This is a genomic window from Shinella sp. 20P9.1.1 (genome assembly GCF_057798995.1).
In genome coordinates, this window is record NZ_JBYOLC010000014.1 from 26,638 (window position 1) to 52,659 (window position 26,022).

The following is a 26,022-nucleotide window of genomic DNA, read 5'->3' on the forward strand; positions in this document are numbered from 1 at the left end:
CTTCCTGCATAGAGCCAATTATACCAGTAAACTGCCACTGACTGCCCTACCGCATCCACGTGGGTGCGTACCTCAGGTTACTGCACCCAATGATGGATGGTTGTGTCGTGAGTTCCAGTCGAAGGCACGGATGTTGGAGTTCGCCCAAAATACATTGCGAGACACGGATGATAAATACTCGCTGCAACCATATTCATATGTATAATATATCAGATCGGATCGTATTCACAACTGGCAATGCTCCAGTAGCAGCCTGATGGGGTCGCTTAGTGAATACAGATATCGTGTCGTGTAGAAGAGGAGATATCAATGAAACTCGTCAGTTATCGTATTGAAGGCCGTGAGAGTTTTGGGGCAGTGGTCGGCAGTTCTATCTTCGATTTGGCAGCCGTTTCAGGAGAAAGTAGCCTTCTGGCCGCCATCAAAAGTGGGAGCATCACCTCTGCTCTTGCAAAAGTTGAGGCTAAAACAAGGCTCGAAGAGGTGGAGTTCCTGCCGCCAATCCCACATCCGGGAAAAATTGTGTGTTTTGGATTGAACTACCGCGATCACGCAACCGAAGTGGGAGCGCCGATCCCCTCGGAGCCCCAAGTATTTACTCGGTTTGCCGACACGCTAGTCGCACATGAACAGTCAATGATACGCCCGAAGAATTCGACAAGCTTCGACTTTGAGGGCGAGATTGCAATCGTAATTGGCAAGCATGCCCGTCATGTTAAGCCAGGCGACGCTCTGTCGCATGTGTTCGGCTACACCTGCTTTAACGACGGTTCCGTGCGCGATTTCCAACGGCATTCGCTTAGCGCTGGGAAAAATTTCCCTGCGACAGGTGCTCTGGGACCATGGATAGTTACGGCCGATGAAGTTGGCGATCCAACAGCATTAGTGCTGTCGACACATGTCAATGGCGAAATGGTGCAAAACAAAGATGCCAGTAATATGATATTTGGATTTGCGGATATGATTTCGTACGTGTCGTCTTGGACGACGCTCGCTCCCGGCGACATCATTTGCACCGGTACTCCAGAAGGGGTTGGCTTTACACGCACACCCCCGCTCTGGTTGAAACACGGTGATACCGTTGAAGTTTCCATCTCTAATATTGGCACGCTAAAAAACGAGATCAAGGACGAGTAGTTTCGAATTGATTGAGTAGGTAAGGCCACGGTTTTTGAAACGCACCGCGTTTGCCGATAACGACAAACCTTGAGTAATACGGTCTATGACAAGCAATACAACGAACAGGTTTTCTCCTGAAGACCGCGCACGCGCCGCTTGAATGGCGATGGAGCACTAGGTTGAAAATCCTTCTAACCTGGCGGGAGTTTTTTCCACTTCCGCCAGGATAGGCCGATCAGGGCATACGCTCAATCAATGGGTGGAGAAGGCAGAGGTAAGCAGCAGGAAGCGTGTGGGTTTGCCGAGCGACGTTACGGAGAATATGAAGGTACTGGAGCGGGAGAGCCTCGAGCTTCGTCAGGACAGCGAGATTTTGAGCAAGGCCACTGCACCTTATGTCCACGCGGCGCTCAACCGCCCACGTAAGCGATGATTTCCTTTATCGATGCCCCCGCTTGGTGCTCAGTGCCTTCGCGCGCTGACCCCATGCAACCAGAAGCAGGGGTCTCGTTACCAAGCCGATTGACATTGAGAACAGCTTGCGAGCCCCCGCATCTAAATCCCGACTGCGTAACACCGCCAAACGGCGCGAACTCGATGGAGATAACACCGTGGTTTACTCCAATCATCCTGGGCTCGAACTCTTAAAAACGCCTTTGTCACCGTATTTGGTACTAGCGTTTGCAATGTGGAGCATCGGCAAAACAAAACCCCGCCAAAAGATGGCGGGGTTAGTCAACAGTTCAAGGCGTGAGTAGATCGCGCCTTTCTTTCGGTTTAAAGATGTTACTTGGTCTTTTCGGCGGCTGCGATTGCGGCGTTGAGTCGTTTCACTGTTTCCTCACCGATCTGCCCTATATGAGAGGCCAACACGGGCTTGACTGCCTCTTTCAGCTTCTCGAGTTCAGTTGGATCGATTTCGTTGATTGTCATGCCTTCCTTCGCCAGCTGCTCGTATGCGGCCGTCGTCTGTTTGCTGACCGTCTCACGTTGGACATTCTGACCCGCAATAGCGCAATCGCGGATGATCGTCTGATCGCCAGCGGTAAGCTTATCCCACAACACCTTCGAGTAGAGGACCATGTAGGGATTATAAGCATGACGCGTCAGCGACATATAGCGCTGCACTTCATAGAGGTTGTTTGCCTGGATGGTGACAGCTGGGTTCTCTTGTCCGTCAATTGCCCCAGTTTCCAAAGCAGGGAACACCTCCCCCCAAGCCATTGGCACAGGGTTCGTGTTCAGGAGGCGGAACGTATCGAGAAAGACATTGTTTTGCATGACCCGAAGCTTCAGGCCTTTCAAATCATCTAACTTGTTGATTGGGCGCTTTGAGTTGGTAACGCTGCGGAAACCGTTCTCCCAATAGGCGAGATTGACCATTCCGGCTCTTTCCATCAGGCCCGACATGTACGTGCCAAATTCGCCGTCGAGAATGGTGTGCGCGGTCGCCTCGTCTTTAAAGGTGAATGGTAGATCGAACACCCCCAGTTCGGGAACGATGCCGATCATCGGTGATGGTGAAGTCATCACAACTTCCAGTGTGCCCGAGCGAACTGCCTGGACCGCTTCCAAATCGCCACCCAGCTGGGCGGACCAATAGCCTTGAACGGCGATACGACCACCAGACTTTTCTTTCGTGCATGCAGCCATCGTCTTGACGCCCACGCCATTCGGATGAGTCTCTGGATTCACGTTCGCCACTCGGATGGTTAGTTCCTGGCTGAGTGCATTTCCTGCGATGCTGGCTGCAAGAATCACAGAGATAGTGATTGCGTTAATTTTCATCATTTCCTCCTCCAAAGGTTTGATTGATAGTTTCGATAAAGTGTTATGTTCGTTCCTAGAGCTCTGCCTTCACCGGCCCCGCAATATCTGCAGCGGGGTCAGGACCAACTCTGGGAAGATGATCAGCAGCGCGAGCACAATCAGTTGTGCTAAAAGGAAAGGCCAGACGCCCCTGATAACTACGCTCATTGGGAGCTTTGCTACGCCCGCCGCCACATTGAGGACTATGCCTACGGGTGGAGTTAGCAGACCTATTGCATTGTTCATGATGAACAACACGCCAAAATAGACCGGGTGAATGCCCACCTCGCGGACTAGAGGCATCAGCACTGGTGTAAGTATAAGGATCGTTGGGGTGAAATCCAGCGCGGTTCCAACAGCAAATACGATCAACATAAGGATGATCATAAACATCATCGGATTGTCCTTGAAAGGTTCAAGGAGCGAGCCGACCTGTGCTGGAATGTTCGCCTGTGCGATCAACCAAGCGGATACCATAGCTGCCGCCACGAGGAACATTACAACAGCTGTCATTTTTGCAGCTGCAATGAGCAAGGGAAGGATGTCTCCGATTTTTATCTCTCGGTAGCAAAAGAAACCGACGACGAAAGCGTACACTGCAGCAGTGACACCGGCTTCAGTCGGGGTAACAATACCGAATTTTATGCCACCTAGTACGATCAGGGGCATCATCAACGCGAGAATGCCATCGAAGCCGGCCTTGCCGCGCTCACTCCAACTTGCCTTTGGCAGTTTTTCGAGATTCTTCTCACCTCGAACGGTAAAATACCAAGCCGCAATCAAAGATGCGGCCATCAGCAGACCCGGGAAGGTGCCGGCGAGAAAAAGCTGTGTGATAGAAACGTTGCCAGCCACACCAAAGATGATAAAGCCGATAGACGGGGGGATAACCGGTGCGATGATGCCGCCGGCAGCAATAAGGCCCGCAGAGCGGCCTGCCTCGTAGCCGGCCTGACGCATCATCGGAATGAGCAGCGCCGCTATGGCCGCAGTGTCGGCTGCCGCCGATCCGGAAAGACTTGCCAGAATAAGTGCAGCGAAAATTGCAACATATCCAAGACCTCCATGTATGTGGCCAGTGAAGGTCATAGCGAAGCGCACAATCCTGCGTGAAAGTCCGCCAGCGTTCATCAATTCACCGGCCAACAGGAAGAAGGGCACGGCTAGAAGCTGGAAGTTATCCGCTCCGACAATTAGATTTTGTGCGACGATCTGCGTATCGAAATGACCGAGATGCAGCATCAGCACAACTGCTGATACAATCAAAGCGAAAGCAACCGGAAGTCCAAGAAGCATCGTGCCGCAAAGAACGCCGACGAATAGGATGATGGTCATTCCAAGCGCTCCTTGATGTGAGTGCCTTCAGCCGCGACGTCTCCGGCAAACCTTCCAATCTCTTCCTCGACAAGCCGGCCCGTCATGAGAGCAAAAAGTCGACCGAGTGCGATAAGACCAATCACGACGCTCGTAAAAAGCCCAATGCCATAGACATAGATCATCGGCATGCCGCTAATCGGCGCGACATTAGAGGCGTTGATGCTCGCCTGTTGCCAGGTTCCAGCGAAAAAGATTGCACAGCAGCCAATAACCATGACATCGACCGAAGCCATGCAAAAGAGGCGGCCTGCTCGGGGAAGCATTTGTACGAGCATGTCGACACCGAGGTGGCCATGGTCACGATGAGCGACAGCGGCACCAATGAAAGTCAACCAGACAAAAAAGTAGCGGGGCATTTCATCCGCGATGTCGATGCTCGCGTCGAAGAAATAACGCGCGACCACATTGGAGAATACCAAGCCAACCATGCCGGCCAGCAGCAAAGCTATAATGATCTCTAGACACTTGAAGAATGTATTTACGAGCGCAGTCATGGCCCCTCCCTGATTTACGCTGATTATTCGTCGCTGACGTGCTGGCTTCCTCCCATCACGTCGCGATCTGCGCAACTTCCATCGTCTAGCAAAAAAATATCGTATCGTATAGGAAATTTTTTGCGGTTCCTTTGCAGTCATCGAGGCGCTGGTTGAGGCTGTTGAGCCGCGGATACGCGATTTAGATGCCGAACTCGTAAGCGCGAGAATCAATGCTGATCGATGTGAGAGGCATTCCGGCCGACACCGCGGAGCGTAGGGCTCCCGGCCGGAGGGCCTGTAACAGTTGAACGCCGCCAGGTCGCCAATGTCTTTCGTTCGTTTGCACCGAGGCAAATCAGAAGGTTAGCGGCGAAGCCAAGAAATTGGATCAAAGACCCAGGGGTGGCGGCCTGTCGAGGCAAGGAAATCCCCCGCATTTCATAGGATGAGGCGAAAGCGCGCTTACCAAAGTTATGCTGCTGGCGCGGTTTGGCGCCATTGTAACGCTCGAATGGCGGGTATTGAAATGGGCGCTCTCTCTCGAGAATGGTGCCGAGCCTCATTCGGCATGCGCCACCACTCTTAACCTGTGGCTGGGAGCGCTGGGCAACCCAACGTTTGTCGTTTGTCAAATCTGTTTTGCATTGACAGTAGAAACCCCTGAAGCCAATATCAGATATGATCGTAAATACGATTGGTAAGTTTTACACTTGTTTCCAAGATTATGTGGGAGGAGGAAAGATGAGCTATCTCGTTGGTATATCGAGTGTTCTTTTTGACAATGACGGCCATACACTCTTTGATGGCGAAGTGCTGAGCCTGTTGAAACAGGCGTCGCCTGAGATAACATGGGAGAAATTTGAGGCCGCGGATAAAATTACGCCGGAAATGACCGAGCGATACGACGCTCTCTACGTTTTCCTTGAACGCGTTTCTGACGATTCATTCAAATCAAACGCACCACGGACGAAGATCATCGCGCGGCATGGCGTCGGTTTCGATACTGTCGATCTCAAAGCCGCGACAGATCGGGGCATTCTGGTGACAAATACGCCCTTTGCAGTGCGCAAACCCGTTGCCACAATGGCACTGACCTTCGTCCTGGCACTGGCTCAGAAGGTACTGCTAAAAGATAAAATGACCCGCGAAGGTGAGTGGGTTCAGGCCAACAAACATGTGGGCATTGGATTAACAGGACGGACAATTGGGATTGTCGGCGCAGGTGGCATTGGTCGGGAGCTCGCTCGTCGTGCGACGGCATTCGACATGGAGATTATCGCGGCCGATCCGTATGCCAATGCAGATCTCCTTGCGTCGGAGGGGATCACTCTTGTGTCGCTCAATGAGCTGCTTGAGCAGTCCGATTTCGTTGTTCTCACATGCCTCCTAACTCCAGAGACAACGCATCTCATCTCAACCCCACAGCTCAAGCTGATGAAGCCTTCGGCATACCTCATAAATGTGGCGCGCGGTCCTGTTGTGGACGAGCCCGCTTTGATCGCAGCGCTTGAAAATCGCGAGATTGCTGGTGCCGGCCTGGACGTGTTCGAGCAGGAGCCGGTGTCGCAGGACAACCCGCTCCTCAAAATGCACAATACAATCGTTACTCCCCACGGCCTATCGCTGACTGACGAAAGCTACAACGAAATCGCGCGCACCGCACTGTCAAGCATAGTAGACCAGTATTCTGGCCGAACTCCTCCGCACCTCGTGAACAAGGCAATGCTGGCAGCGAAGTAAGTTAATTGACTGTCATCGATCCGCGAGAGTCGTCAAACTCGCGGATCGCAGGGCGTAGACAATTGCACTTGTGGTCCAGCGGTCGGCGCTGCGATGGGGCCGACGTGATTTATCAGTAATAATGGCCATATCACTGACCTTGCATCGTCACCAAGTCATAATTCTCCTGCCATGTTCTACTATCCGTGCTTCCGCAGATAGTTAATGACAGAGAGATGATCTCATCAGAAAGCTAATTGTGTTTCGACACCACGGCGCAGGGTGTTCTGAGTGTTTGATCTGTGAAAGCCAACACGCGACCCATAATCGCTTGTCAGCTTCTAGAATGAAGTATGGGACGCGCGGAACCAACGTTGGAGTTGGTGTCACAAGCCCAGGAATTGGCGCAGTTCAGGCGTGCGTGGTTCGGAGAAGAACTGCGTTGGCTCGCCCACCTCGTGAACTGCGCCTTGATGCATGAAAACGACGCGCGAACAGACGTCACGTGCGAACCGCATTTCATGGGTCACCATCAGCAACGTCATTCCGTCGGACGCCAGTTGCCGCACGACCGCAAGAACTTCAGCAACCAGTTCGGGGTCGAGCGCGGAGGTGATCTCGTCACAAAGCAGGATCAGCGGGTCCATTGCCAGGGCTCTTGCGATTGCAACGCGCTGCTGCTGCCCGCCCGATAGCTCGGAAGGCTTTGCGTCGCCCCGATGGCCAAGGCCGACCTTTTCCAGCATCGCACGGGCTTTCTCCCGAGAATGCGGCTTCGTCTCCCCTCGTACGATACGTGGTGCAAGCGCCACATTATCCAGCGCCGAGAGATGTGGAAAGAGATTGAAGCTCTGAAAGATCATCCCGACCTTCATTCTCAGTGCGCGCAGGCTCTGTTCCTGATGCGTGAGGGAAACGCCATGGACCGTGACGCTGCCGGCACTCAGTGTTTCCAAACCGTTCAGGCAACGCAAAAATGTCGACTTGCCGGAGCCGCTCTTGCCGATGATGGCAATTACCTCGCCGGCTTCGACCTCAAGATCAATCCCCTTCAGAACCTCGATACTGCCGTAGGATTTGCGGACCCTATTAATGTTGATGAGCGACACGGAGTTTCCTTTCAAGTTGGAAGCTGAGCAGCGCCAGAGGCCAGCAGATCGCGAAATAGATAAGCGCGACTGTGCCGTAGACTTCGAAGGGGCTGAATGTGATGTTCGTGATCACCGTCCCAGCTTTAAGAAGATCCATAAATCCGATGATTGATGTAAGGGCGGTACCCTTCACGATCTGGACCATGAAGCCGACGGTCGACGGAGTGGAAACCAGAAGCGCCTGGGGCAGGACTATACGAAACAGCGTCTGATACCATCCGATGGCAAGGCTGGACGCAGCTTCCCATTGGCCCTTTGACACGGACTGAACACTACCCCGCCAAATCTCGGCAAGGAAAGATGCAGACCAGAGCGTGAGAGCGAGGCCAGCCGCCAGCCAGGCTGGGACGTCGATACCGAAGAGCGCCAGGCCGAAGAATGCGAGAAACAGCTGCATCAAGAGCGGTGTGCCCTGAAATAGCTCGACGAAAATTTTGGCAAACAGGCGCAGGATGGCGGAGCGCGAAATCCTTAGGATCAAGACGAGGAAGCCGATTGCGCCGCCGCCGATGAAAGCAACGATCGAAAGACAGATAGTCCATCGCGCGGCAAGCAGGAGATTGGAAAGGATTTGCAGATAGCTAAAATCGGTCATCGTCTTACCTCTGCGCCGAGAAAGCGTTTGCCGAACGTATTCAGAATTGCACGCAGCAAAATCGCGAGCACGAGATAGATCAAGGTCGTCACGAGGTAGACCTCAAAGGCCCTGAAATTGCGCGACTGGATGTAGTTGGCAGCGAAGGTCAGATCTAGGACGGAAATCTGGGACACAACGGCTGAGCCCAGCATGACGATGATGATCTGTGATGTCATGGCCGGCCAGACCCGCTGAAGCGCCGGTACCAGCACGACGCGCCAGAAAACCTGGTTAGGCGACATGGCGAGACTTGCACCAGCCTCCCATTGCCCGCGTCCCGTCACCTGAATGCCGGATCGCAGGATCTCGCAGCCGTAAGCGCCGAGATTGACTGCCATAGCAATGTAGGCTGCCGTATTCTCATGCAATTTCACACCGAGCTGCGGAAGGCCGAAGAAAATGAAAAAAAGCTGGATCAGGAACGGCGTATTTCGGATGAGCTCGACATAGCTCCCCACAAGGAGCTTGAGCGGTCTGCTACCAAGCGTGCGCACCCAGGCGCAGATCACGGAAATTGCGAAGCCAATGACCGCGCCAACCGTGAGCAACATCACGGTGACCTGGATACCGGTCAGCAAGGTCGGCGCATATTGAAGCGCCCAATCGAAACTGAATTCATATTTCACGAAAGTCTCTCCGGTGGGGTTCGACGCCACCCGGTGACGCCGAACCCGATCCGATCAAAGGTCAGCGGGGAGCGGCTCGCCCAGCCACTTTTGGGAGATTTCGTTCAACGTCCCGTCCCTCTTCATTTCGGCGATGGCTGCATCGACCGCCTCTACAAGTTTCTGCTCACCCTTCGCGATGCCGACATAGAGAGGAGACCGGTTGATGACGAATTTCATCTCGGGGATGCGTGGCGGGTTTTTCTTGACGATTGCCTTGACGACAAGGTCGCCGGTGCCAATCACGTCCACCTGGTTGGAAAGGAACGCAGAGGCCGTGGCGTTCTCGTCTTCGAAACGCTTCACATTGGCATCGGCCGGAGCGATCTTGGTGAGCTCGAGATCAATAATCGTTCCGCGCGTGACGCCAATCGTCTTGCCGGAGAGATCAGCGGCACTTTTGATCGCGACGTCTGACGGCGCGAAGATGGCGTTGAACAGGACGGCATAGGGCTTGGAGAAATCGAGGACCTTTTCACGTTCGGCATTGCGGCCAAGGATGGCGATGATCATGTCGATCTTACCGGTCTGAATGTACGGAATTCGATTTGCGCTGGTTACCGGCACAAGTTCTGCCTTCACGCCGAGCTTCTCGGCGACCTTCTTGGCGACATCGACGTCATAGCCGAGCGGTTGCATGTCCGGCCCGATGCCGCCGAACGGCTGAAAGTCCTGCGGTACTGCAATTCGGGCAACTCCATTCGCTTTGATGGTTTCAAGCGTGTCCGCCTGCACGGATGTTGAAATGGCGCCTGCAGCGATAACGGTTGCAAGAACAACGAACTTAAATCGAGAAAGCATTGATCACTCCCAGTTTGTTATAAGAGCCCTGCAACTCCTTTGTGCCGGAGAGGCTCGAGCCCAGTCGCGCGTCGCACCGGCCATGTCGCACGGTCGGTGGTCGTGAGAAAAAAAGTATGGAATCCTAGTAACCCATCATGAAGAGGCTTCCCTAGCTGCGGGAGCTGTCCACGTCGTTCACCCTGTTGCCGTCGCTTTGTGCGATCTGGTCTTCATCTTCGGGCGCATGTGCTGGTCATGCAACTATTCAATCTGCTAGTTCGGAAGCGCTCACATTCGCGAGCAAACGGATGCAGCACGAAGTCGCGCGGTAACCTAGGAGTACGGCTGAGCCGCCATGGAGCATTAGTGGCTAAAGCCGCTTCAGCCATGCACATGCATCGAGCGCGTGTGCGGTCACTTCATCAAGCTGGTTGATCCACTTGAGATAACCATGGTTGAGGCCGACAGCCAGATCCATAGATGCGTGCTTCAAACGGCGAGTAAAGTCGGTGCCTTCGTCACGGAGGACATCGAACTCAGCAACTTGAACGTAAGTCGGCGGAAGATCATCAAGGTCGGCCCTGTTGGGAGACACTTCCGTCGGGGGAGTCTTTTCGAGGCTTCCAAGAAATGTGTCCCAACTCCATCTCATCTGGCTGGCTGTCAGGCCAAATCCCTCGGCGTAGGTCTTATAGCTTTCGTGCAGGGCGTCGTAGTGGTCAGTAACTGGATAGAACAGGAGGAGTCCCGCTATCGGCTGCTGGATGGGATTACGTCGACGCAGGGCCGTCATGATGGCCATATAGCCCCCAGCGCTATCGCCGGAGAGTGCGATCCTTGAAGAATCCACTCCCAGCGAAAGGGCGTTCTCGAATACCCAATCGGTAGCCTCCACACAGTCGTCTATACCAGCGGGGTACGGATGTTCAGGGGCGAGCCTGTAGTCAACCGAGATGATCGTGCATTCGCCGTAGATGGACAGGAAGCGGCATATCTGGTCATGCGTGTCGATATCCAGCAGGCAGAAGCCGCTGCCGTGAAAGAACATCGTCGCAGCCGTTTTCGCCTTTGTCTTCGGTCGATAAATGCGAATTTTGATGTCTCGATGGGGCAGTTGCAGCGTGCGATCTTCAACTGTGATCTCGGGTAGATCCGCCCGATACAGGTAGTCTTTCTTCGCGCGTGCCCTCGCATCGGCTATGGGCAATGTTTCATATCCGGGCAGCCCGGATGAACTGCTTATGATGGCAGCGATGTAGGGATGGAGCGGCATTTAGTTCTCCTGTGTGATGTGCGCAGCTGGATAGACGTCCACGCATGCGCTCAAGCTGCCCATCCTGATCTGGCTACAGCCATGTGCTGTTCCTCGTGGCGTGGCCCAGATTGGCCACGCCATGCCGCAGTCACCTAACTGCGCCTATGAAGATGCGGAGTTTGTCAACTTGCGCTTGCCGCAAGTTCGCCCATGGCAAGGTTGACCCAATATTCGACCCCGATCGGGAGTGCATCATCGTTGAAGTCATATTTGGGAGTATGCAGTTGATGAAACGTACCGTCTGGCTTAGATCCGTTCCCGAGCCAGAGAAACGCTCCTGGACGAACCGCCATCATGTTGGCGAAGTCCTCACCACCACAGGTTCGCTGCATATCGTCATCGAAGTTTTCCGCACCGACGGTCAGCTTGGCGGCAGAAGCCGCTGCTTCATATGGTTCCGCTGAGTTGATCAAAACGGCAGTAGACCTATTGAACGTGAAGTGCGCCGTGCAACCCCACGTGCGTGCGGTCGCTTCGGCGACCTCGCCGATCCGCTTTTCGATCATGTCGCGGGTCTCCGCGCTGAAGCTTCGTGTCGTACCGCCGATCACCAATTCGTAGGGGATCACGCTTGGGGCGACGGACGACCCGCCGTGAATGTACCCCACGCTGATCACGCCGGTCTCGAGTGGAGCGAGTGACCGACCAACAATACCCTGCAATGCGAGCACGAATTGGGCCTGGGCGTAGGTAATGTCGGTTGACTGGTGCGGTGCAACGCCACCGTGCCCGCCGACACCTCTGAACGTCACTTCCCAGAAATCCGCGGCGGCCATCAATGGTCCGTTGCGACCCGACATCTTGCCGACGGGGGCACCCGGCTCGTTGTGCATGCCGTATATCGCCTCGCAGGGGAAGCGATCGAAGATTCCGTCGGCCAACATCGCGTTGGCCCCGCCACGACCTTCCTCGGCGGGCTGGAAGATCAGATTGAGCGTGCCACCGAAATCAGGATTCTGAGCAAGATACATCGCAGCGCCGAGCAGCATTGTCGTGTGGCCGTCATGGCCACAGGCGTGCATCACACCCTTGTTCTTCGACTCGTAGGGCAGACCCGTCTCCTCATGGATTGGAAGCGCATCCATGTCGGCCCGCAGACCAATCGATCTCTGCCCAGGCTGCTTTCCCCGGATTATTCCGATCACGCCGGTCTTCCCGACATTCTCAATGACTTCGATGCCAGCCTCGCGCAGAAGCTCGGCGACGATCTTTGAAGTTCGAACCTCCTCCATTCCAAGTTCCGGATTTGCATGAAAATCCTGCCTGATCTTGATCAGCCGGTCGCGGTTCTTGTCCATCCACTCATTGAAAGCGGTGTTGGCCATGTCTTTTCCTCCTTGATGTCATGGATGAATGCAAAGTCACCTCTTCAGAGGCGATAGACGCGCTTTGCGTTGTCGTGAAATAGCGCGCGCTGTTCGTCTTCGGAGAGGTCGATCACGCTTCGCTTGAAGCTGTCGTAGATCTCGTCGAATGTCATCTGTATGCGTGATACCGGATAGTCGGTCCCAAACATCGTGCGTTCGGTGCCAAAGCTTTCGATGCACTGACGGACGACGTCAGTGATCGACGCCTGACTTCGAACAGGGTCATACCCGCCGGGATTCGAGATCTTCAGAACAATATTGGGCTGCGAGGCGATCTTTCGCAGGCTGTCCCGCCAGCGCTGCATGCCTTCCTCGTTGCGATCAATCGGGCTGCCGCAATGATTGATGACAATCTGCAGATCGGGGAAGGTTTCGGCGAGGTCGAACACTGCCTGCGCTTGGTAGGGATACATCATGAGCTCGAGATTGAGGCCACACTTGTACAGCCTCCTGACATCGGCTCTCCAGGCTGGATTGTAACCAAGGTGTGGGTCGGTAATGAAACCCTTCTTCGGGTCAGGATGGCAGCTCAGGATACCCCTGATGCCGACCACACGCTCGAAACTTGCCTGTTCCTCAATTATGGCGGCGGCCCCAGGCTTGCCCAGCGCAGCAGCGGCCACATAGCGCAATGCGACACCCTGTCGCTTATCGAGCGTCTCGAGCCACCGCGTTTCGTCTACGGGATCGCCAACCCACAACGCCTCGATATGTACCGAGGCGATGACGTTATGTGGGGTAGAATCACGCACGTAGTCATCGACCAGATAATCGTGGGCGATCGTATCAAGGCCGGGAACTGCCTGCGCGGTGGGGCTGTCGGGTGACATCCAGGTATGATTGCCGAGGGATAGATCCCAGAGATGATGATGCGGATCGATAACGGGGCCGGAATACATCTGGAGCCTCCTTATGCTTTTGTGTTCTGTTCAATGCCAAGGCGCGTTCGGATTCCGCTTGGGATCCAGACCTTCATCGCCGAAAGCATCCCGGTGATACCGCCCGGATAGATCAGCATGACGCCGATGATCAGCAAGGCCGTCAACATGGGGCGCCAGGCGCCGAAGTCAGCCATGGCTTCCGAGAATATGGTCAGGATGAAGCTGGCAATGATGGCGCCGTAGATGGTGCTGGTGCCGCCGAGCAGAACCATCGACAGCAGGACGGTGGCTAGGCTCATGCTGAACACCTCGACCGATGCATTGCGCTGGTAGGATGCGTAGAAGGCACCGGCAATCCCGGTGAAGAAAGCGCTGGCTGCCAGTGTGATGAGACGCTGCCGAACCAGGGAGATGCCCCGGCTGACGGCGTATTCTTCGTTATCGCGAAGCGCGACGATGCTGAGACCCGTGCGCGAGCGAACGAAGGCGCGCAGGAAGATCGTGCTCGCCGTCAGCATGGCCAGCGCCAGGAAGTAGTAGGCCAGCTTGCCGTCACGCACCATGTTATGATCGAACAGGTAGAGCCCGGGAATCCGGACGATACCCTGTGTCCCGCCTGTATATTCCGACTGGCTCAGTATGATTTGCATCACGAGTTGCGCAAAGCCGAAGGTCACAAGGATGATGTAGATACCCTTGAGCCTCAGGATCGGTACGGTGACGATCACGGCGGCGATGACGGCTGTGATGCCGCTGCAAGCAAGGGCGAACCATGGGTCGAGACCAAGAAACTTCGTCGATAGGCTGTAGGTGTAGACTCCGATGCCGAACAGGGCGAGGTGCCCGAAGTTGAAAACACCACCATAGCCGAGGCTGAGATCCCAGTTCGACGCGACGACGGCGTAGATGAAGATCATGATCAATATATGCCGGCTGTAGCTGTCGGTCAGCACGAAGGGCGCCAGGCAAAGGATCAGAGCCGCGACAAGAAGTCCGAAGCATTCATGACGGGCCGAAAGGCGGCCCGGTTTGGAGTCACGTGCCGGCACGGCTTGTTTCGCACGGTTGTCCAATGGAGTTGTTGCCAAATCGCTCATGCCAGCCCCCGGCTACGTCCTGATGAAAATACACCTTCGGGGCGGACCATCAGCACGATGATAAGCGCCGCGAAGAGCAGCGTGGGCGTCCAGTAGAGCCCGAAATAATAGGCGCAGACGGCTTCGAACAGGCCGATCAGATATGCCGAGAAGATGGGTCCGTTGATGCTCGAAATGCCGCCGAAGACGACGACGATCAGCGCCTTGAGCAGCGGATCAGCGCCCATGGCAGGGGACATGAAGCGATAGCCGCCGAGAAAAATGCCGGCGAGCGCCGCTAGACCTGCAGCAATTGCAAAACACAGACCGTAAAGCAGCTTCACGTTGAGCCCTACGAGGCGGCTCGCATCTTCGTTCTGTGCAACCGCACGAAGCGCAAGGCCCATGCGCGTCCGGTTCAGGAAGTACCAGAGCGCAGCCAATACGAAAGGAGTGAGCAGGATGATGGCGATCTGATGGCGGGATGCCCCGATTGGACCGATCGCGATATTGCCTTCGATCAGCCCCGGGATCTGCTTGGAGCGTGGCCCCCAGATTTCCAGCACACCATTTTCGATCAGAGAACCTGCTGCGAGCGTCGTGATCACAACGACCAGAACGAGGTTCGACCGGCCGATCAGCGGACGCACTACTGCAGCCTGCAGGAGCCATCCGGCGCCGCCCATGATGACCACTGTCGCAGGAAATGCAACGAAAGCGGGGAAGCCCAGGTTGACCATCTGCCAGGCGACATAGGCGCCCAGCATCATGAACACACCATGGGTGAAGTTGAATACGCCAATCGTCGACCACACCAGCGCTAGCCCCACCGCCATCATGGCGTAGAGGGAACCCTGGAAGAGGCCGCCGAACAAGATTTCGGAAAATGCGCTCACGTGATCTCCTCGTGTCCGAAGTACATTGCCATGATGTCGGAATGGGCGAGTTTGTCGCCTGGCTTGATTTCCATCTCAACCTTGCCGTGGTTGATGAAGTAGAGGTGCGGGCTGACGGCCAGCAGGAACTCGACATCCTGTTCCACGACGATCAGCGGCACGCCTGTGCCGGAAATTTCCAGCACCGAATTGCACAACTCTTCTTTGATCTTCGGCGCGAGACCCAGCGTAGGCTCATCGAGGATCAGAAGTCGAGGCACGCTCATCAGGGCTGTTGCGATGGACACCATCTGTCGCTCGCCTCCCGACAGTGTCCGCACCCGCTGCTTCCACCGTTCCTTAAGCTTCGGGAAAACCCGTAGGGCATATTCACGGCTCTCTTCTTCCTGCTTGCGCGCGCGCGTGGAGTAGGCGCCAAGCGTCATGCATTCGGCGATCGTGAGATCGGGGAACAGCGTGTTGCCCTGCGGCACATGGATCAGCCCAAGTTCGACGATCGCCTTGGAGCTCAGGCCGGAAATTGGCTTGCCGTCGAATGTGATTTCTCCGGCTCGTGTCTTGAGAAGGCCGGAAATCGTTCTCAGAAGCGTCGTCTTCCCGTGCCCGTTCGGTCCGAACAGACCGACATTGCCGAAAGAGCCGGCCTGCAGAGACATGTCGTCCAGTACGGTGACGCTGCCATATCCGGCTTTGACTTTGGAAACATCCAGCATAGCGTTCGTCACGCGACCCTCCGACTGCCGAGATATGCCTCGATGACACGGTCGTCGCCGATAACCGCTCGCGGTTCGCCGAGTGCGAGCACTTTGCCCTGGTTGAGAACGAGCAGATGCTGAGACAGGCTCATGAGGAATGTCAGGACGTGTTCGATCAGCAATATCGTGATGCCGAGGTCAGCGATCTTCCGAATAAGTTCGATCGAGCGGTCGATCTCGGGTTTGGTGAGACTGGAGGCAGGTTCATCGAGCAGAAGCATCTTCGGCTTCATGGCGATTGCCGTCGCAAGCATCAGGCATTTTCGGTCGAACACAGACAGTTCACCCGCGAGCCTGCCTGCCTGATCGCCGCCCAAGCCGACGACGTCAAGCGCCTCATAGGCCGCGTCATGAATGTTGGCTTTCGTCGTGCTCTGCCCGAATTCAGCGCCGAGAACCGCGTTCTCGAACACAGTGAGCCCATCGAAGCTCGTCTCGCGCTGGAACGTTCTCGCCAGCCCGATCCTGGCGATAGCGTGTCCGCCTAGCCCTTTGAGATCCACGCCATCGAAACGCACAGTGCCGCTATCCGGCCCGAAGGGGATGCCGGATATGACATTGAAAAGCGTGCTCTTTCCACTGCCGTTCGGCCCGGCGATTCCGAAGATCTCGCCCGGCCGGACGTCGAAGGACACGTCATCCACGGCTTTCAGCGAACCGAAAGCCTTGGAGACGCCCTGTAGTTGTAAAAGTGCCATGGCCCTACTTCATCCAAGGCTGTGTCTTGTATTCGCCCGTCGCGTATTTGGCGGGCGAGATCAGGATGCGCTTGCCGTCCCAAACCTGGAAGAAGGTAATCGGGATGTAGTCATCGCCTTGCATAGACAGATGGGTTGCCTGATCGAACTTCAGGCGGCCGAGAGAGGTCTCGCGGTCGGTCTCGGAAATGGCCTTCATGACGGCCTCATGATTGGTCGGATCTCCGACCTTCTTCAGTGCCTCGAAATAGGTGTTGACCATCTCGTAGTTGATGAAGGCGTAGGTGCCGCTGTCGACATTGTGCTTCGCCTTGATCTTGGTTGCGATACCACTCGCGAGCGGTGTCGTGAGAGGGCCGCCGAGCAGGTTGTAGATTACGCCGTCGGAGTTCTTCTTGGTAAGTTCCACGAACTCGGGAACGCTCGGTGCATACTGAAGAAAGACAAGGCTTTGTGTCGGTTGTTCCATGAACTGGTTCAGGAACGATGCCGAATTGCCCGGAAGATAGTCGGTGTTGATGACGACGTCCGGCACGTCGGCGCGGACTTTGGTCAAGATCGAACGCCAGTCCGTGACCTCACCCATCGGAACGAGCTCATCCACGCTGATGGTCCAGCCCTTCTCAAGAAAGGTCTTTTTCATGCCTTCGGAGATCGTCTTCGAATATGCGTTGTCCGAGGAGATTATGGCAACCTTCTTGCTGGTCAGCTTGAATTTGCCATCGGCTGCCAACTTCTCGACGAAATAGGTGACGTCGGTGTTGTAAGCGTCAAATGAGGGAGAGATCGACCAGCAGCACATGTACTTGTCAGGCTCGGGAGCGATGATGTCCTTGGTCTGCTTGGAGGTCGCCCCCAGCATGTAGGGCATCCCGGCCTCTGCCATGGTCTCGATCTCGAAGTTCGTCAGGCTGGCATAGCCTGTGAACATGAAGTGGACATCCTCGTCGCCCAGAAGCCGCTCGACGCTCGACGTGACGTTTCCTGCTGATCCATCCTTCACGTCGGCGATGACGAGTTCGAACGTGTGTCCGTTGATGCCGCCTGCGGCATTCATCTCATCGACGGCCAACTGGGAGCCGCGTACGATGTCCTGGCCCTCAGCTGCTGCGGGGCCCGTGAGTTGGACCAGCAGTCCAAGCTTGACCGTGTCGGCCCAAGCCTGGGTAGAGAGGAATACAGTTCCCAAAGACGTGCTCAACGCCAGTGCGGAAATCAGGCTCTTAAGAGTCCTGCGATTCAGAATTCCCATTTCATTCCCCTTTTGTTTGTGGAAATTTGAGGTGACGCTGGTTACATGCGATAGAGACGCATCGCGTTGTCGTGAAAGAGTGCTCGTTGATCAGAGAGTCGAAGCTTCGCAGTCGCTAATTTGAAGTTGGTGTAGACGTCATCGATCGTCATGTTCAGTCGCGCCACCGGATAGTCGGTGCCAAACATGCAGCGATCGATGCCAAAGGCGCTGATGCAGCCAAGAACCACCGCCTCGATCGACTGGTAGGTCCAGTTCGGGTCGTATGCGCTGGGATTGGAGATTTTCAGCGCGACATTGTCGCAGGCGGAGATCTGACCAAGACCTGCCCGCCAGCGCTGCATCCCTTCGACATCCCGATCGATCGGGCTGCCACAGTGATTAACGATGATCTGCAGATCGGGAAAGGCTTGCGCCAGATCCGTGACCGCCTGCGCCTGGTAGGGGTACATCATAAGCTCGAGATGAAGCCCGAGCTTCTCCAGAATAGCGACATCGCTTCGCCATTGCCTATCGTAAGCCAGATCGGGGTTAGTTACGAATGTCTTCCCGGGATCCGGATGATGGCTGACTATGCCACGAACGCCCACAACACGATCGAAAGACGCCTGTTCGTTGAGGATGCTGCGTGCACTGGCCGTGCCGAGTGGAGCCGCAACAACATAACGGAGGGCCACATCAATCGATTTATCAAGTGTTTCCAGCCATTGGGTTTCGCCAACGCAATCGGCGCTATCCCATAGCGCTTCGACGTGCACGCTGGCGACCACATTGTGACGCGCTGTGTCGGCCGTATAGTGCTCGGGGAGATAGGAATAACGAAGCTTTTTCAGGCCCTCCAACGGCACGCCCGCGCTTGTCGGAGCGAGCCACGGGTGCTTGTCCATCGACAGATCCCAAAGGTGGTGATGGGCATCGATAATCGGTCCGTCGTACACGCGCGATCCCCCGCCGAATTCTCGGCATCTTTCAGATTGGTTGTCGGCCACGGCCAGTGTGCGCTCAATCAAGTCGTTCGGAATGTGTGCGCCATCACCGGGTGTGCGGATAAATCGTCTATGACGAATCTGGCACGCAGGTTTCATCCGCTTAAGCGTGAAACTGCTCCCAAACCGCTCGTGCGGTACCTGCATCTTTTGTCATTCGTTCACCCATTTTGTGTCGCGCTTATTCGCGTGATCTGATGAACGATTTTAGGATCGGCTATCGTGTAGGCAACTATTCACATTGCTAGTTTTGATGCCAAGGGCGCTACATCAAGCCTCGCTTCAATGCCAAAGCAGCAGCATGCGCCTTGTTGGATGCGTCCAATTTTCTCATCGCTTTTTGGAGATGATATTCCACAGTGGGCCGGCTTCGCCCGATGATCTGGGCGATTTCCCAGGATGTCTTGCCCTTGAGGGTCCAGCTAAGGCAGATGCGCTCTTGGTCGCTTAGTACGATCCCGTCGCCCGTAGTCGTATGCTTGTCAATCTGACGGATCGCAAAGGCGTGGACGAATGGGGCGAGTGACACGAGCCACTCATACCCGTCGCGCCAACTCGCAAGGTTCTCTCCTTTAATGTCGGCATACACTCCACTGAACACCGCCAACTCGCCTCCGGTGCCCCGCAAGGGGATCGTGAAGCCCTCGGCAATGCCGAAATCCATGGCCTCGAGCAGAAGACTTCTGGGATACTTTCCCAGGCTTTTGAGATAGGCGCGTCCTCCCCACCGGAACGGAACACATTGGTTTCTGCACTCTGCGAGCAGAGGATCTCCTTCGCGATAATCGCATGCGCGGTATTTCGATAGCCATTGAGATGAGTAGTCGGTGAGTATGATGCCCGACTCGCCATTATACCTGGCCGTCGGCGCGATTGCGAAAGAGAAGTGGTCGAAGCCAAGACTTTGGACGAAATCGGATATAAAGTCGGCGGCCATGCTGGCGCTGGTTTCCGGAGAGACCAGCGCTGCAACCGTCGATGTAAATCCATCGCTGCCAGCTAGATGTTGACGAGTGATTTGCAACGCCACAGCCCTTTAGATTGCGTGGTAATCGGCACTTAGTTTCGTTGCGAAATCACTGCACAGACCGACAAGCGTGTCTTTCTCAAGAAAGTCACCGTTTCAACAAGAAGGCCATTCTCGCGCAGGAGTGAAGAAACAGTCGGTGTTGACGAACGGATACATGAAGCTGGGCCGCGCTATGCGCGAAATCGCTTGAAATCCAACTTTTCGAAGAGATTGTCTTTCTCACCCGAAATCGCTTCCGCCAGCAGCCGTCCGGTTGTAGGCCCCAGTGTGAAGCCTTGGTGGCCGTGGCCAAAATTGAACCAGAGATTGCGATGCGATGGAGCCGGTCCGACTACCGGAAGCATGTCAACCATACACGGTCTGTCGCCAAACCATAAGGGTTCCTCGACGGCGGGTCCAAAATCAAACAACTCGCGGGCGGAGGTTTCCGACTGCACGACTTGGGGCGGTGTCGTCTTCGATGTCCTATGGGTTAGGTCTGCACCCGTTCCTATGCGCAGACCTTTACGCATGAGCGACAAAAAAGCCCCGCGCTCCGCGTCTAGTACCGGAAGTTTCAAATCGGCTGGTGGATGATAGTGGCGATGATATCCCCGCATGTTGAACATCGGAACGGTGTAGCCGAGCCGTTTCAGGGCATTTTTAGACCATGGCCCCAGTGATACGACCGCCTGTCCTGCCTCGAGTAATCCGGATTTTGTCTGCACCTGCCATCGGCTATCGACATTCGTCAACGTGGCCGCATCGCCAAGGTGAACCTCACCCCCGCGTGACACGAATAGATCACTGTATGCTTTGACAAGTGCACCCGGATCCGAACACCTCCACGTGCCTGTCCAATGGATCGCGCCCTCAAGGCTTCTCTTGAGCCCTGGTTCTGCAATTTCAAGCTCGCGAGCCGACATAGTTCGGCTCGCGACTCCGTAGTGCTCGCGGATGCGTTCTGCTTTGGCGACAGCAAGATCCATTGCAAAGGATGTTCGATAAACGGCTCGATAGCCATCGCGCCGTAACAGGGCTTCCGCACCTGCTGCTGCGATCAACGGCGCGTGGTCCTCCGTGGCGCGCCGGGTAAGTTGGCTATATACTTCGGCAGCCTGGCGGAACGTTTCGGGCCTGGAGTTTCTATAATATGCGAAAAGAGGCCACAGATATTGCGGCAAATCCGCAAGATGCCAGTTTACGTCGTTCGTGGTCTTGCGGCCGACAGCAAGCAGGGCTTTCAGCGAGCGTGGCGCAGGATGGGGTTCAGCCGCTTCTGACTGGATAAGTCCTCCGTTGCCATAGCTCGTTTCAAGCCCTGGCGCCTTTCGATCCACCAGTACAACCCGATGCCCGCGAGCCTGCAGCGCGAGCGCCGTCGAGACGCCGACCATTCCGGCGCCGATCACAATCGTATCCACGATGTCTCCTTAATGCCTGGAACTCGAGTATTCCAGCAAAGCTGGTCGGCCAGGTGGGGCTTGGCGGAGCGGACGAGCCGCCTTGCTGTACTAGGCCTTGTGGGCCATGACCTGGATCTCGACCTTGAGGTTCGGATCGCTCAGGGGTGCGCCGACGCAGGCGCGGACCGGTGGGTTCTTGGGGTCGATCCACGCATCCCAGATCTCGTTCATGGTGTCGAAGTCCTTCACCACATCGGGCAGCCAAACATAGGCTGAAACCAAGTCAGACTTGCTGACGCCTGCTTCTGCAAGCAGGCGGTCGGTCTTGGCCAGAATATTCTTGACCTGCCCGATGAAATCAAGCGAGCGATCGTCGGATACTTGACCAGCAAGCACGACCATCGAACCCGACAGGGGATAGGTCACGACCTGGCTCATGCGGCTGCCCGTATGAAGACGTTCAATCATCGATTTTCCTTTCAGGGTATTTGGCGGCTCGGTTTGAGCTGCCTACAAGTGAAATGAGGACGTGGAGAGGAACTCGGCCAGCCGCGCGGATTGCGGGTTCCGAAACATCATCTTCGGATCGCCCTGCTCATGGATCTGGCCGTTGTTCATAAAGATGACCCGGTTCGACACGTCGTGTGCAAATCGCATCTCATGCGTCACCAGAAGCATCGTCATCCCGTCGTTTGCCAGGCTTCTGACGACGTTGAGAACCTCGTTTACGAGTTCCGGATCGAGTGCCGAGGTCACTTCATCGAAAAGCATGAGCTTCGGATTCATGGCCACCGCCCGCGCGATCGCCACACGCTGTTGCTGGCCGCCTGACAATTGTGCCGGATAGTGATCTTTGCGCTCAAGCATCCCGACACGATCGAGCCACTTCTCGGCGAGGCTGACCGCAGCGTCCCTTTGCATCCCGAGCGTCTTGACCAGTCCGAGCATGACATTGCCCAGCGCCGTCTTGTGAGGGAACAGGTTGAACTGCTGGAAGGCCATCCCAGTCAGCGCCCTGTGCGACGCTCTGGCCCGCTCGGATAGCGGCACGCGGCGATTGCCATCGCTCCGATAGCCGATTTCCTGGCCCCCAAGCCTGATCGCGCCGCCGTCAAATTCTTCAAGGAGATTGACGCAGCGCAGCAATGTCGTCTTGCCTGACCCGCTTGCGCCGATCAGCGAGACGACTTCGCCCTTGGCGACGTCGATGTCTATGCCTTTTAGCACCTGGAGTTGACCATAGCTCTTGGTTAACCCTTTGATTTCGAGCAATTTCTCAGTCATGTGTCTTATTTGTCCTTACTGTCACTGGTGCGCCAGCGCTCGCTCAACACGCTTGCCAACCGCCGACAGCGTAAAGTTGACGGCGAAATACAGAATCCCGGCGACAATGTAGAATTGGGCGTTCATGAAGTTTCGCGAAACGATTTGCTGTGTGGAAAGCAAAAGTTCGGGAATGCCGATGACGGATAAGAGGGCGGATGCCTTCACGATCTCGATCGCCGCAATGGTCCAAGCGGGAAGCGCCTGCCGGAGCGCCTGGGGCATTATGACGTGGATCAGAATGCCCGAAAAGGTCAACCCGATGCTCTTTGCGGCTTCTGTTTGGCCTGCGGGCACGGAGGCAATTCCCCCGCGGATCACCTCGGCCACATGCGCACCGCAGAATGCGGCCAAAGCAAGCATTCCGGCGCTCATGGCGCTCAGTCCCCAGCCCAGCATTGGCGTTATGTAGTAGCTGGCCAAAACTAGAACGAGAACTGGTGTGCCCCGCATGATGTCCAGATAAAACCATCCGAGTAGGCGGAACGGCAGGCGGCTATAGTGCATCACCAGGCCGACGAGGCAGCCAATCACGCTTCCGATGGCAATCGACCACAGCGACACGAACAAAGTCGTCGCGGCGCCCGATAGAAGTCGGGGCCAGACATTGGAAAGTTCAATTGCGAACTGGGCAAGATTCATCAACGCTGTCCCCGCAGCTTTATGCGCCATTCGGCGAACCGGAGAGCGGATGCAATCAGGAAAGTGGTTGCAACGTAGAGCGCGGTCGTGACGAGCCACGTCTCTACGATCCGATAGCTCTCTCCATTTATCTTCCGGGCGTAGTATGTGAGTTCAGGCACCGCGATCGCGGCCGCCAGCGACGTATCTTTGAAAAGCGAGATGAAGCTGTTGCCGACGCCGGGAAGTGCCGCGCGTAGCATGACGGGGATTACGATGTTCACCTTGATCTGCAAAGGTCTTAAGCCGATTGCGAGGCCAGCCTCTGAAAGACCCTTCGGAACCGAAAGCAACCCGCCTCTGAACACTTCAGCAAGAATGGCTCCCGCGTAGATCGCCAGCGCAGCGATGCAGGAGGTTATCTTACCCCAACGCACACCAATCTGTGGCAAGGCGAAAAATATGAAAAACAAGATGAGCAACACCGGTATGTTGCGCAGCACGACGACATAGAGCTTGCTGGCACGAGAGATCAGCGAGTTCTTCGAGACCATGCCGAATGCGATGAAGAAACCGATGATGACACCGATGCCGACGGCGAGGACGGCGATCATCAGGCTTAGCGCCAGCCCTTCCAGAAGCCTGTCGAAACTTCTGAAGACAGGATCGAAATTCAAGGAATAGTTCATCGGGGTCCATAACCTCGTGGCGTCAGAGATCAGTGCCCCGGGGTTCGGGCCACTGATCTCACAGGCGAGTGCGATGCTGTTGCGGACTATCTGTACTCTACAGGAACGCCAATGGCGGGCGGAGTGAGCTTGACCCCAAAGTACTTCTCATACGCGGCCGCATAGTCGTCGAAATCTACGCCGGCGATTGCTTCATGGATGGCAGTGTTGACCCAGTTGAGCCATACCTGATCGCCCTTCTTCACAGCGCAAGCATAGCTGTTCGGCTGCCAGTAGTAGCCAGCGTCGAGATATCGCTCCGGATCTGTCTGGAGGAGCCACCTGATGTTGGAGACATCGATAACCGCGCCATCAAGACGGCCGCTGTTCAACGCCTGAATTTCAAGGTCAACGCTTTCGTAAAGCTCGACATTTGCTTCAGGAAGGGCTTTGTGGACCCAGCTTTCGCCAAAGGGTGTTTGAAGGATCGAAACCGTTGCAGAACTGCCGGCGGCCTTAACTTCTTCAAAGCTCTTGTACTTACCGTTCTTGCTCAGGAGCAGGCCCACGCCTTCGCGATAATAGGGGATCGTGAACTCGACCTGCAGTGCGCGCTGAGACGTTACAGTCATGAACTGGCAGGTAATATCGACCTTATCGGTGATCAGGTTGGCGATGCGGGCATCGGCAGATTGATCAACAAATTCGACCTTAGTCGGGTCATCGAAGAGGCCCTTGGCAAGGATGCGAGCAATCGTGATGTCAAAGCCCTGCAACTCACCCTTCTCGTCGAGGTAGTGCCACGGCGCGTTGGTGCTGCCAGTACCGACGACAATATGTCCCCGCTTCAGAACCGTATCGAGCGTGTCCGCCCGTGCATGTCCTGACGGTATCAAGGCGACTGCTGAAGCGATGCAGAAAGCCAAAAGTGACGTTTTCATAAAGTTCCCCCTTTTGTCTATTGTAGTGGACTTGTGATTATGATAACAGATTAATGTTCACCATAGAGGAAGATGTCTGTCAACTGTCATAATTTTACTTTCGATTGGCCGGCGGACGGGAGATGGACTGGGAAGGGTTCACGGGGTATTCGCAGATGAATTTGAAAGCGTTAGGTTGCGGTCTTTCTGAAAATTTGAGCCGCAGCCGGTGCTGGAACTTGGGGTAGATGAATGTCGGATCTGAAGAGCAGTGAGGTCCAAAAAGGATTTGGAATGCAGCGCGCAAAGGGAACTGAGCGGATCTTGGACCTCTTGGAGTACTGCGAGACATTACAAGAAGCCGTCACACGGAACCAATTGGCTACGAGTTTGCAGTGGCCACGATCGACGGTTTACGCATTTGTCGATCAGCTTGTCGCACGGGGTTGGTTGACGCAGAAAGCGGATGGCGGCGTAAGTCTTGGATATCGCTCCGCCCTAGCGGGGCTCGCTTATTCACGGCAGGCTCATTTTGAGCAGACGTCGCGAAAAGTCTTGCAGAGGCTCGCGCAATCGACGGGAGAGGTCGCGGAACTGAATATCGTCGAGAACTGGAAGCAGTTAATATTGCAGAGCGAAACCGGGCGGGGACACAACTATTTGCGCGCAGTCGAAGGATCGCGTCATCCACTTCCGCAAGCTGCATCAGCGCGGGTGCAGCTAAGCGGCGTGCCAGTGGATACGTTGAAGCGATGCATACCCTCGTCCGACTATGTTTTCGGCAATGGTAAATCGGTTGATTTCGATGAATTTGTCAACGATATCACTGAAGCCGAACACCGCGGCTTTGCTGTGGGTCGAGGCCTGGTTGACAGTTTCATCGGAACACTGGCTGCCCCGGTTTTCAACAATACCGGACGCTGTATCGCTACATTGTGTCTCATGATGCCGATAGCCGAACTTGAAAGCCGGCTCGAGGAACTGGCGGCGGTCCTTCGATCGCATTGCAGCGAACTCACTCAAATCCTTAAAGACGTTTACTGGGAGCTAGGTGAGCAAGCTATCAAAAGGCTGGATCAGCGCATCACGTGATGGGATGAGGTGTTTCGCCCA

The 26,022-nt window shown here is 55.4% G+C and carries 26 protein-coding genes; 3 read left to right on the forward strand and 23 right to left on the reverse strand.

The annotated features are described in order from the left end of the window. Positions 1-309 precede the first annotated feature (309 nt). Positions 310-1,137 carry a fumarylacetoacetate hydrolase family protein gene (locus tag AC27VQ_RS21615; RefSeq protein ID WP_488717909.1) on the forward strand — a complete coding sequence of 276 codons (828 nt, stop codon included), beginning with the start codon at positions 310-312 and terminating at the stop codon, positions 1,135-1,137. 768 nt (positions 1,138-1,905) lie between these two features. Here the strand turns inward: AC27VQ_RS21615 and AC27VQ_RS21620 are convergent. From AC27VQ_RS21620 to AC27VQ_RS21630, 3 genes are all read right to left on the reverse strand, one after another. Further along, positions 1,906-2,910, reverse strand: a complete 1,005-nt coding sequence (locus AC27VQ_RS21620; RefSeq protein WP_488717910.1) for a TRAP transporter substrate-binding protein — start codon at positions 2,908-2,910, stop codon at positions 1,906-1,908. A 66-nt stretch (positions 2,911-2,976) separates the two neighbouring features. Further along, entirely contained in the window at positions 2,977-4,263 is a 1,287-nt protein-coding gene (locus AC27VQ_RS21625; RefSeq protein ID WP_488717911.1) for a TRAP transporter large permease, read from the reverse strand. Next, positions 4,260-4,799: a TRAP transporter small permease gene (locus AC27VQ_RS21630; RefSeq protein WP_488717912.1), complete on the reverse strand. Its 540-nt coding sequence runs from the start codon at positions 4,797-4,799 to the stop codon at positions 4,260-4,262. Before AC27VQ_RS21630 ends, AC27VQ_RS21625 begins: the two co-directional genes overlap by 4 nt. 723 nt (positions 4,800-5,522) lie before the next feature. Here AC27VQ_RS21630 and AC27VQ_RS21635 point away from each other — a divergent pair. Beyond that, complete coding sequence (locus tag AC27VQ_RS21635; protein WP_488717913.1) at positions 5,523-6,521, forward strand: 2-hydroxyacid dehydrogenase; 999 nt, start codon at positions 5,523-5,525, stop codon at positions 6,519-6,521. Between the two features lie 365 nt (positions 6,522-6,886). Here the strand turns inward: AC27VQ_RS21635 and AC27VQ_RS21640 are convergent, their stop codons facing one another. From AC27VQ_RS21640 to AC27VQ_RS21735, 20 genes are all read right to left on the reverse strand, one after another. Beyond that, positions 6,887-7,609: an amino acid ABC transporter ATP-binding protein gene (locus AC27VQ_RS21640; protein WP_488717914.1), complete on the reverse strand. Its 723-nt coding sequence runs from the start codon at positions 7,607-7,609 to the stop codon at positions 6,887-6,889. Then, entirely contained in the window at positions 7,590-8,246 is a 657-nt protein-coding gene (locus AC27VQ_RS21645) for an amino acid ABC transporter permease (RefSeq protein ID WP_488717915.1), read from the reverse strand. Before AC27VQ_RS21645 ends, AC27VQ_RS21640 begins: the two co-directional genes overlap by 20 nt. Continuing rightward, complete coding sequence (locus AC27VQ_RS21650) at positions 8,243-8,914, reverse strand: amino acid ABC transporter permease (protein WP_488717916.1); 672 nt, start codon at positions 8,912-8,914, stop codon at positions 8,243-8,245. The genes AC27VQ_RS21645 and AC27VQ_RS21650 overlap by 4 nt, the downstream gene beginning before the upstream one ends. Positions 8,915-8,968: 54 nt before the next feature. Beyond that, a complete protein-coding gene (locus AC27VQ_RS21655) occupies positions 8,969-9,754 on the reverse strand; it encodes a transporter substrate-binding domain-containing protein (protein ID WP_488717917.1) in 786 nt (261 codons plus the stop codon). Between the two features lie 352 nt (positions 9,755-10,106). After that, a complete protein-coding gene (locus tag AC27VQ_RS21660; protein ID WP_488717918.1) occupies positions 10,107-11,009 on the reverse strand; it encodes an alpha/beta hydrolase in 903 nt (300 codons plus the stop codon). Between the two features lie 164 nt (positions 11,010-11,173). Beyond that, entirely contained in the window at positions 11,174-12,376 is a 1,203-nt protein-coding gene (locus tag AC27VQ_RS21665; protein ID WP_488717919.1) for a M20 aminoacylase family protein, read from the reverse strand. 44 nt (positions 12,377-12,420) lie between these two features. Then, entirely contained in the window at positions 12,421-13,317 is an 897-nt protein-coding gene (locus AC27VQ_RS21670) for an amidohydrolase family protein (protein ID WP_488717920.1), read from the reverse strand. A gap of 11 nt (positions 13,318-13,328) precedes the next feature. Further along, on the reverse strand, positions 13,329-14,396 hold the full coding sequence (locus AC27VQ_RS21675) for a branched-chain amino acid ABC transporter permease (RefSeq protein WP_488717921.1): 1,068 nt from the start codon (positions 14,394-14,396) through the stop codon (positions 13,329-13,331). After that, the gene (locus AC27VQ_RS21680) at positions 14,393-15,271 is read right to left on the reverse strand and encodes a branched-chain amino acid ABC transporter permease (protein WP_488717922.1); all 879 of its coding nucleotides are present in this window, start codon (positions 15,269-15,271) and stop codon (positions 14,393-14,395) included. Before AC27VQ_RS21680 ends, AC27VQ_RS21675 begins: the two co-directional genes overlap by 4 nt. Further along, the gene (locus AC27VQ_RS21685; RefSeq protein WP_488717923.1) at positions 15,268-15,996 is read right to left on the reverse strand and encodes an ABC transporter ATP-binding protein; all 729 of its coding nucleotides are present in this window, start codon (positions 15,994-15,996) and stop codon (positions 15,268-15,270) included. Before AC27VQ_RS21685 ends, AC27VQ_RS21680 begins: the two co-directional genes overlap by 4 nt. Then, entirely contained in the window at positions 15,993-16,724 is a 732-nt protein-coding gene (locus AC27VQ_RS21690) for an ABC transporter ATP-binding protein (protein ID WP_488717924.1), read from the reverse strand. Before AC27VQ_RS21690 ends, AC27VQ_RS21685 begins: the two co-directional genes overlap by 4 nt. 4 nt (positions 16,725-16,728) lie before the next feature. Continuing rightward, positions 16,729-17,976: an ABC transporter substrate-binding protein gene (locus AC27VQ_RS21695; protein WP_488717925.1), complete on the reverse strand. Its 1,248-nt coding sequence runs from the start codon at positions 17,974-17,976 to the stop codon at positions 16,729-16,731. Between the two features lie 41 nt (positions 17,977-18,017). Then, entirely contained in the window at positions 18,018-19,109 is a 1,092-nt protein-coding gene (locus AC27VQ_RS21700; protein WP_488717926.1) for an amidohydrolase family protein, read from the reverse strand. Between the two features lie 118 nt (positions 19,110-19,227). Then, a complete protein-coding gene (locus AC27VQ_RS21705) occupies positions 19,228-19,899 on the reverse strand; it encodes a helix-turn-helix transcriptional regulator (RefSeq protein WP_488717927.1) in 672 nt (223 codons plus the stop codon). Between the two features lie 263 nt (positions 19,900-20,162). Then, positions 20,163-21,398 carry an NAD(P)/FAD-dependent oxidoreductase gene (locus AC27VQ_RS21710; protein ID WP_488717997.1) on the reverse strand — a complete coding sequence of 412 codons (1,236 nt, stop codon included), beginning with the start codon at positions 21,396-21,398 and terminating at the stop codon, positions 20,163-20,165. A gap of 87 nt (positions 21,399-21,485) precedes the next feature. Next, the gene (locus AC27VQ_RS21715; RefSeq protein ID WP_488717928.1) at positions 21,486-21,845 is read right to left on the reverse strand and encodes a RidA family protein; all 360 of its coding nucleotides are present in this window, start codon (positions 21,843-21,845) and stop codon (positions 21,486-21,488) included. A 42-nt stretch (positions 21,846-21,887) separates the two neighbouring features. Next, positions 21,888-22,661 (reverse strand): amino acid ABC transporter ATP-binding protein, encoded by a 774-nt coding sequence (locus AC27VQ_RS21720; protein WP_488717929.1) that lies wholly within the window; start codon positions 22,659-22,661, stop codon positions 21,888-21,890. 21 nt (positions 22,662-22,682) lie between these two features. Further along, positions 22,683-23,342: an amino acid ABC transporter permease gene (locus tag AC27VQ_RS21725; protein WP_488717930.1), complete on the reverse strand. Its 660-nt coding sequence runs from the start codon at positions 23,340-23,342 to the stop codon at positions 22,683-22,685. Further along, complete coding sequence (locus tag AC27VQ_RS21730; RefSeq protein WP_488717931.1) at positions 23,342-24,010, reverse strand: amino acid ABC transporter permease; 669 nt, start codon at positions 24,008-24,010, stop codon at positions 23,342-23,344. The genes AC27VQ_RS21725 and AC27VQ_RS21730 overlap by 1 nt, the downstream gene beginning before the upstream one ends. A gap of 86 nt (positions 24,011-24,096) precedes the next feature. Continuing rightward, complete coding sequence (locus AC27VQ_RS21735) at positions 24,097-24,930, reverse strand: transporter substrate-binding domain-containing protein (protein ID WP_488717932.1); 834 nt, start codon at positions 24,928-24,930, stop codon at positions 24,097-24,099. A gap of 231 nt (positions 24,931-25,161) precedes the next feature. Between AC27VQ_RS21735 and AC27VQ_RS21740 the strand changes: the two genes are divergently transcribed. Further along, positions 25,162-26,001: an IclR family transcriptional regulator gene (locus tag AC27VQ_RS21740; RefSeq protein ID WP_488717933.1), complete on the forward strand. Its 840-nt coding sequence runs from the start codon at positions 25,162-25,164 to the stop codon at positions 25,999-26,001. The last annotated feature ends 21 nt before the right edge of the window (positions 26,002-26,022 follow it).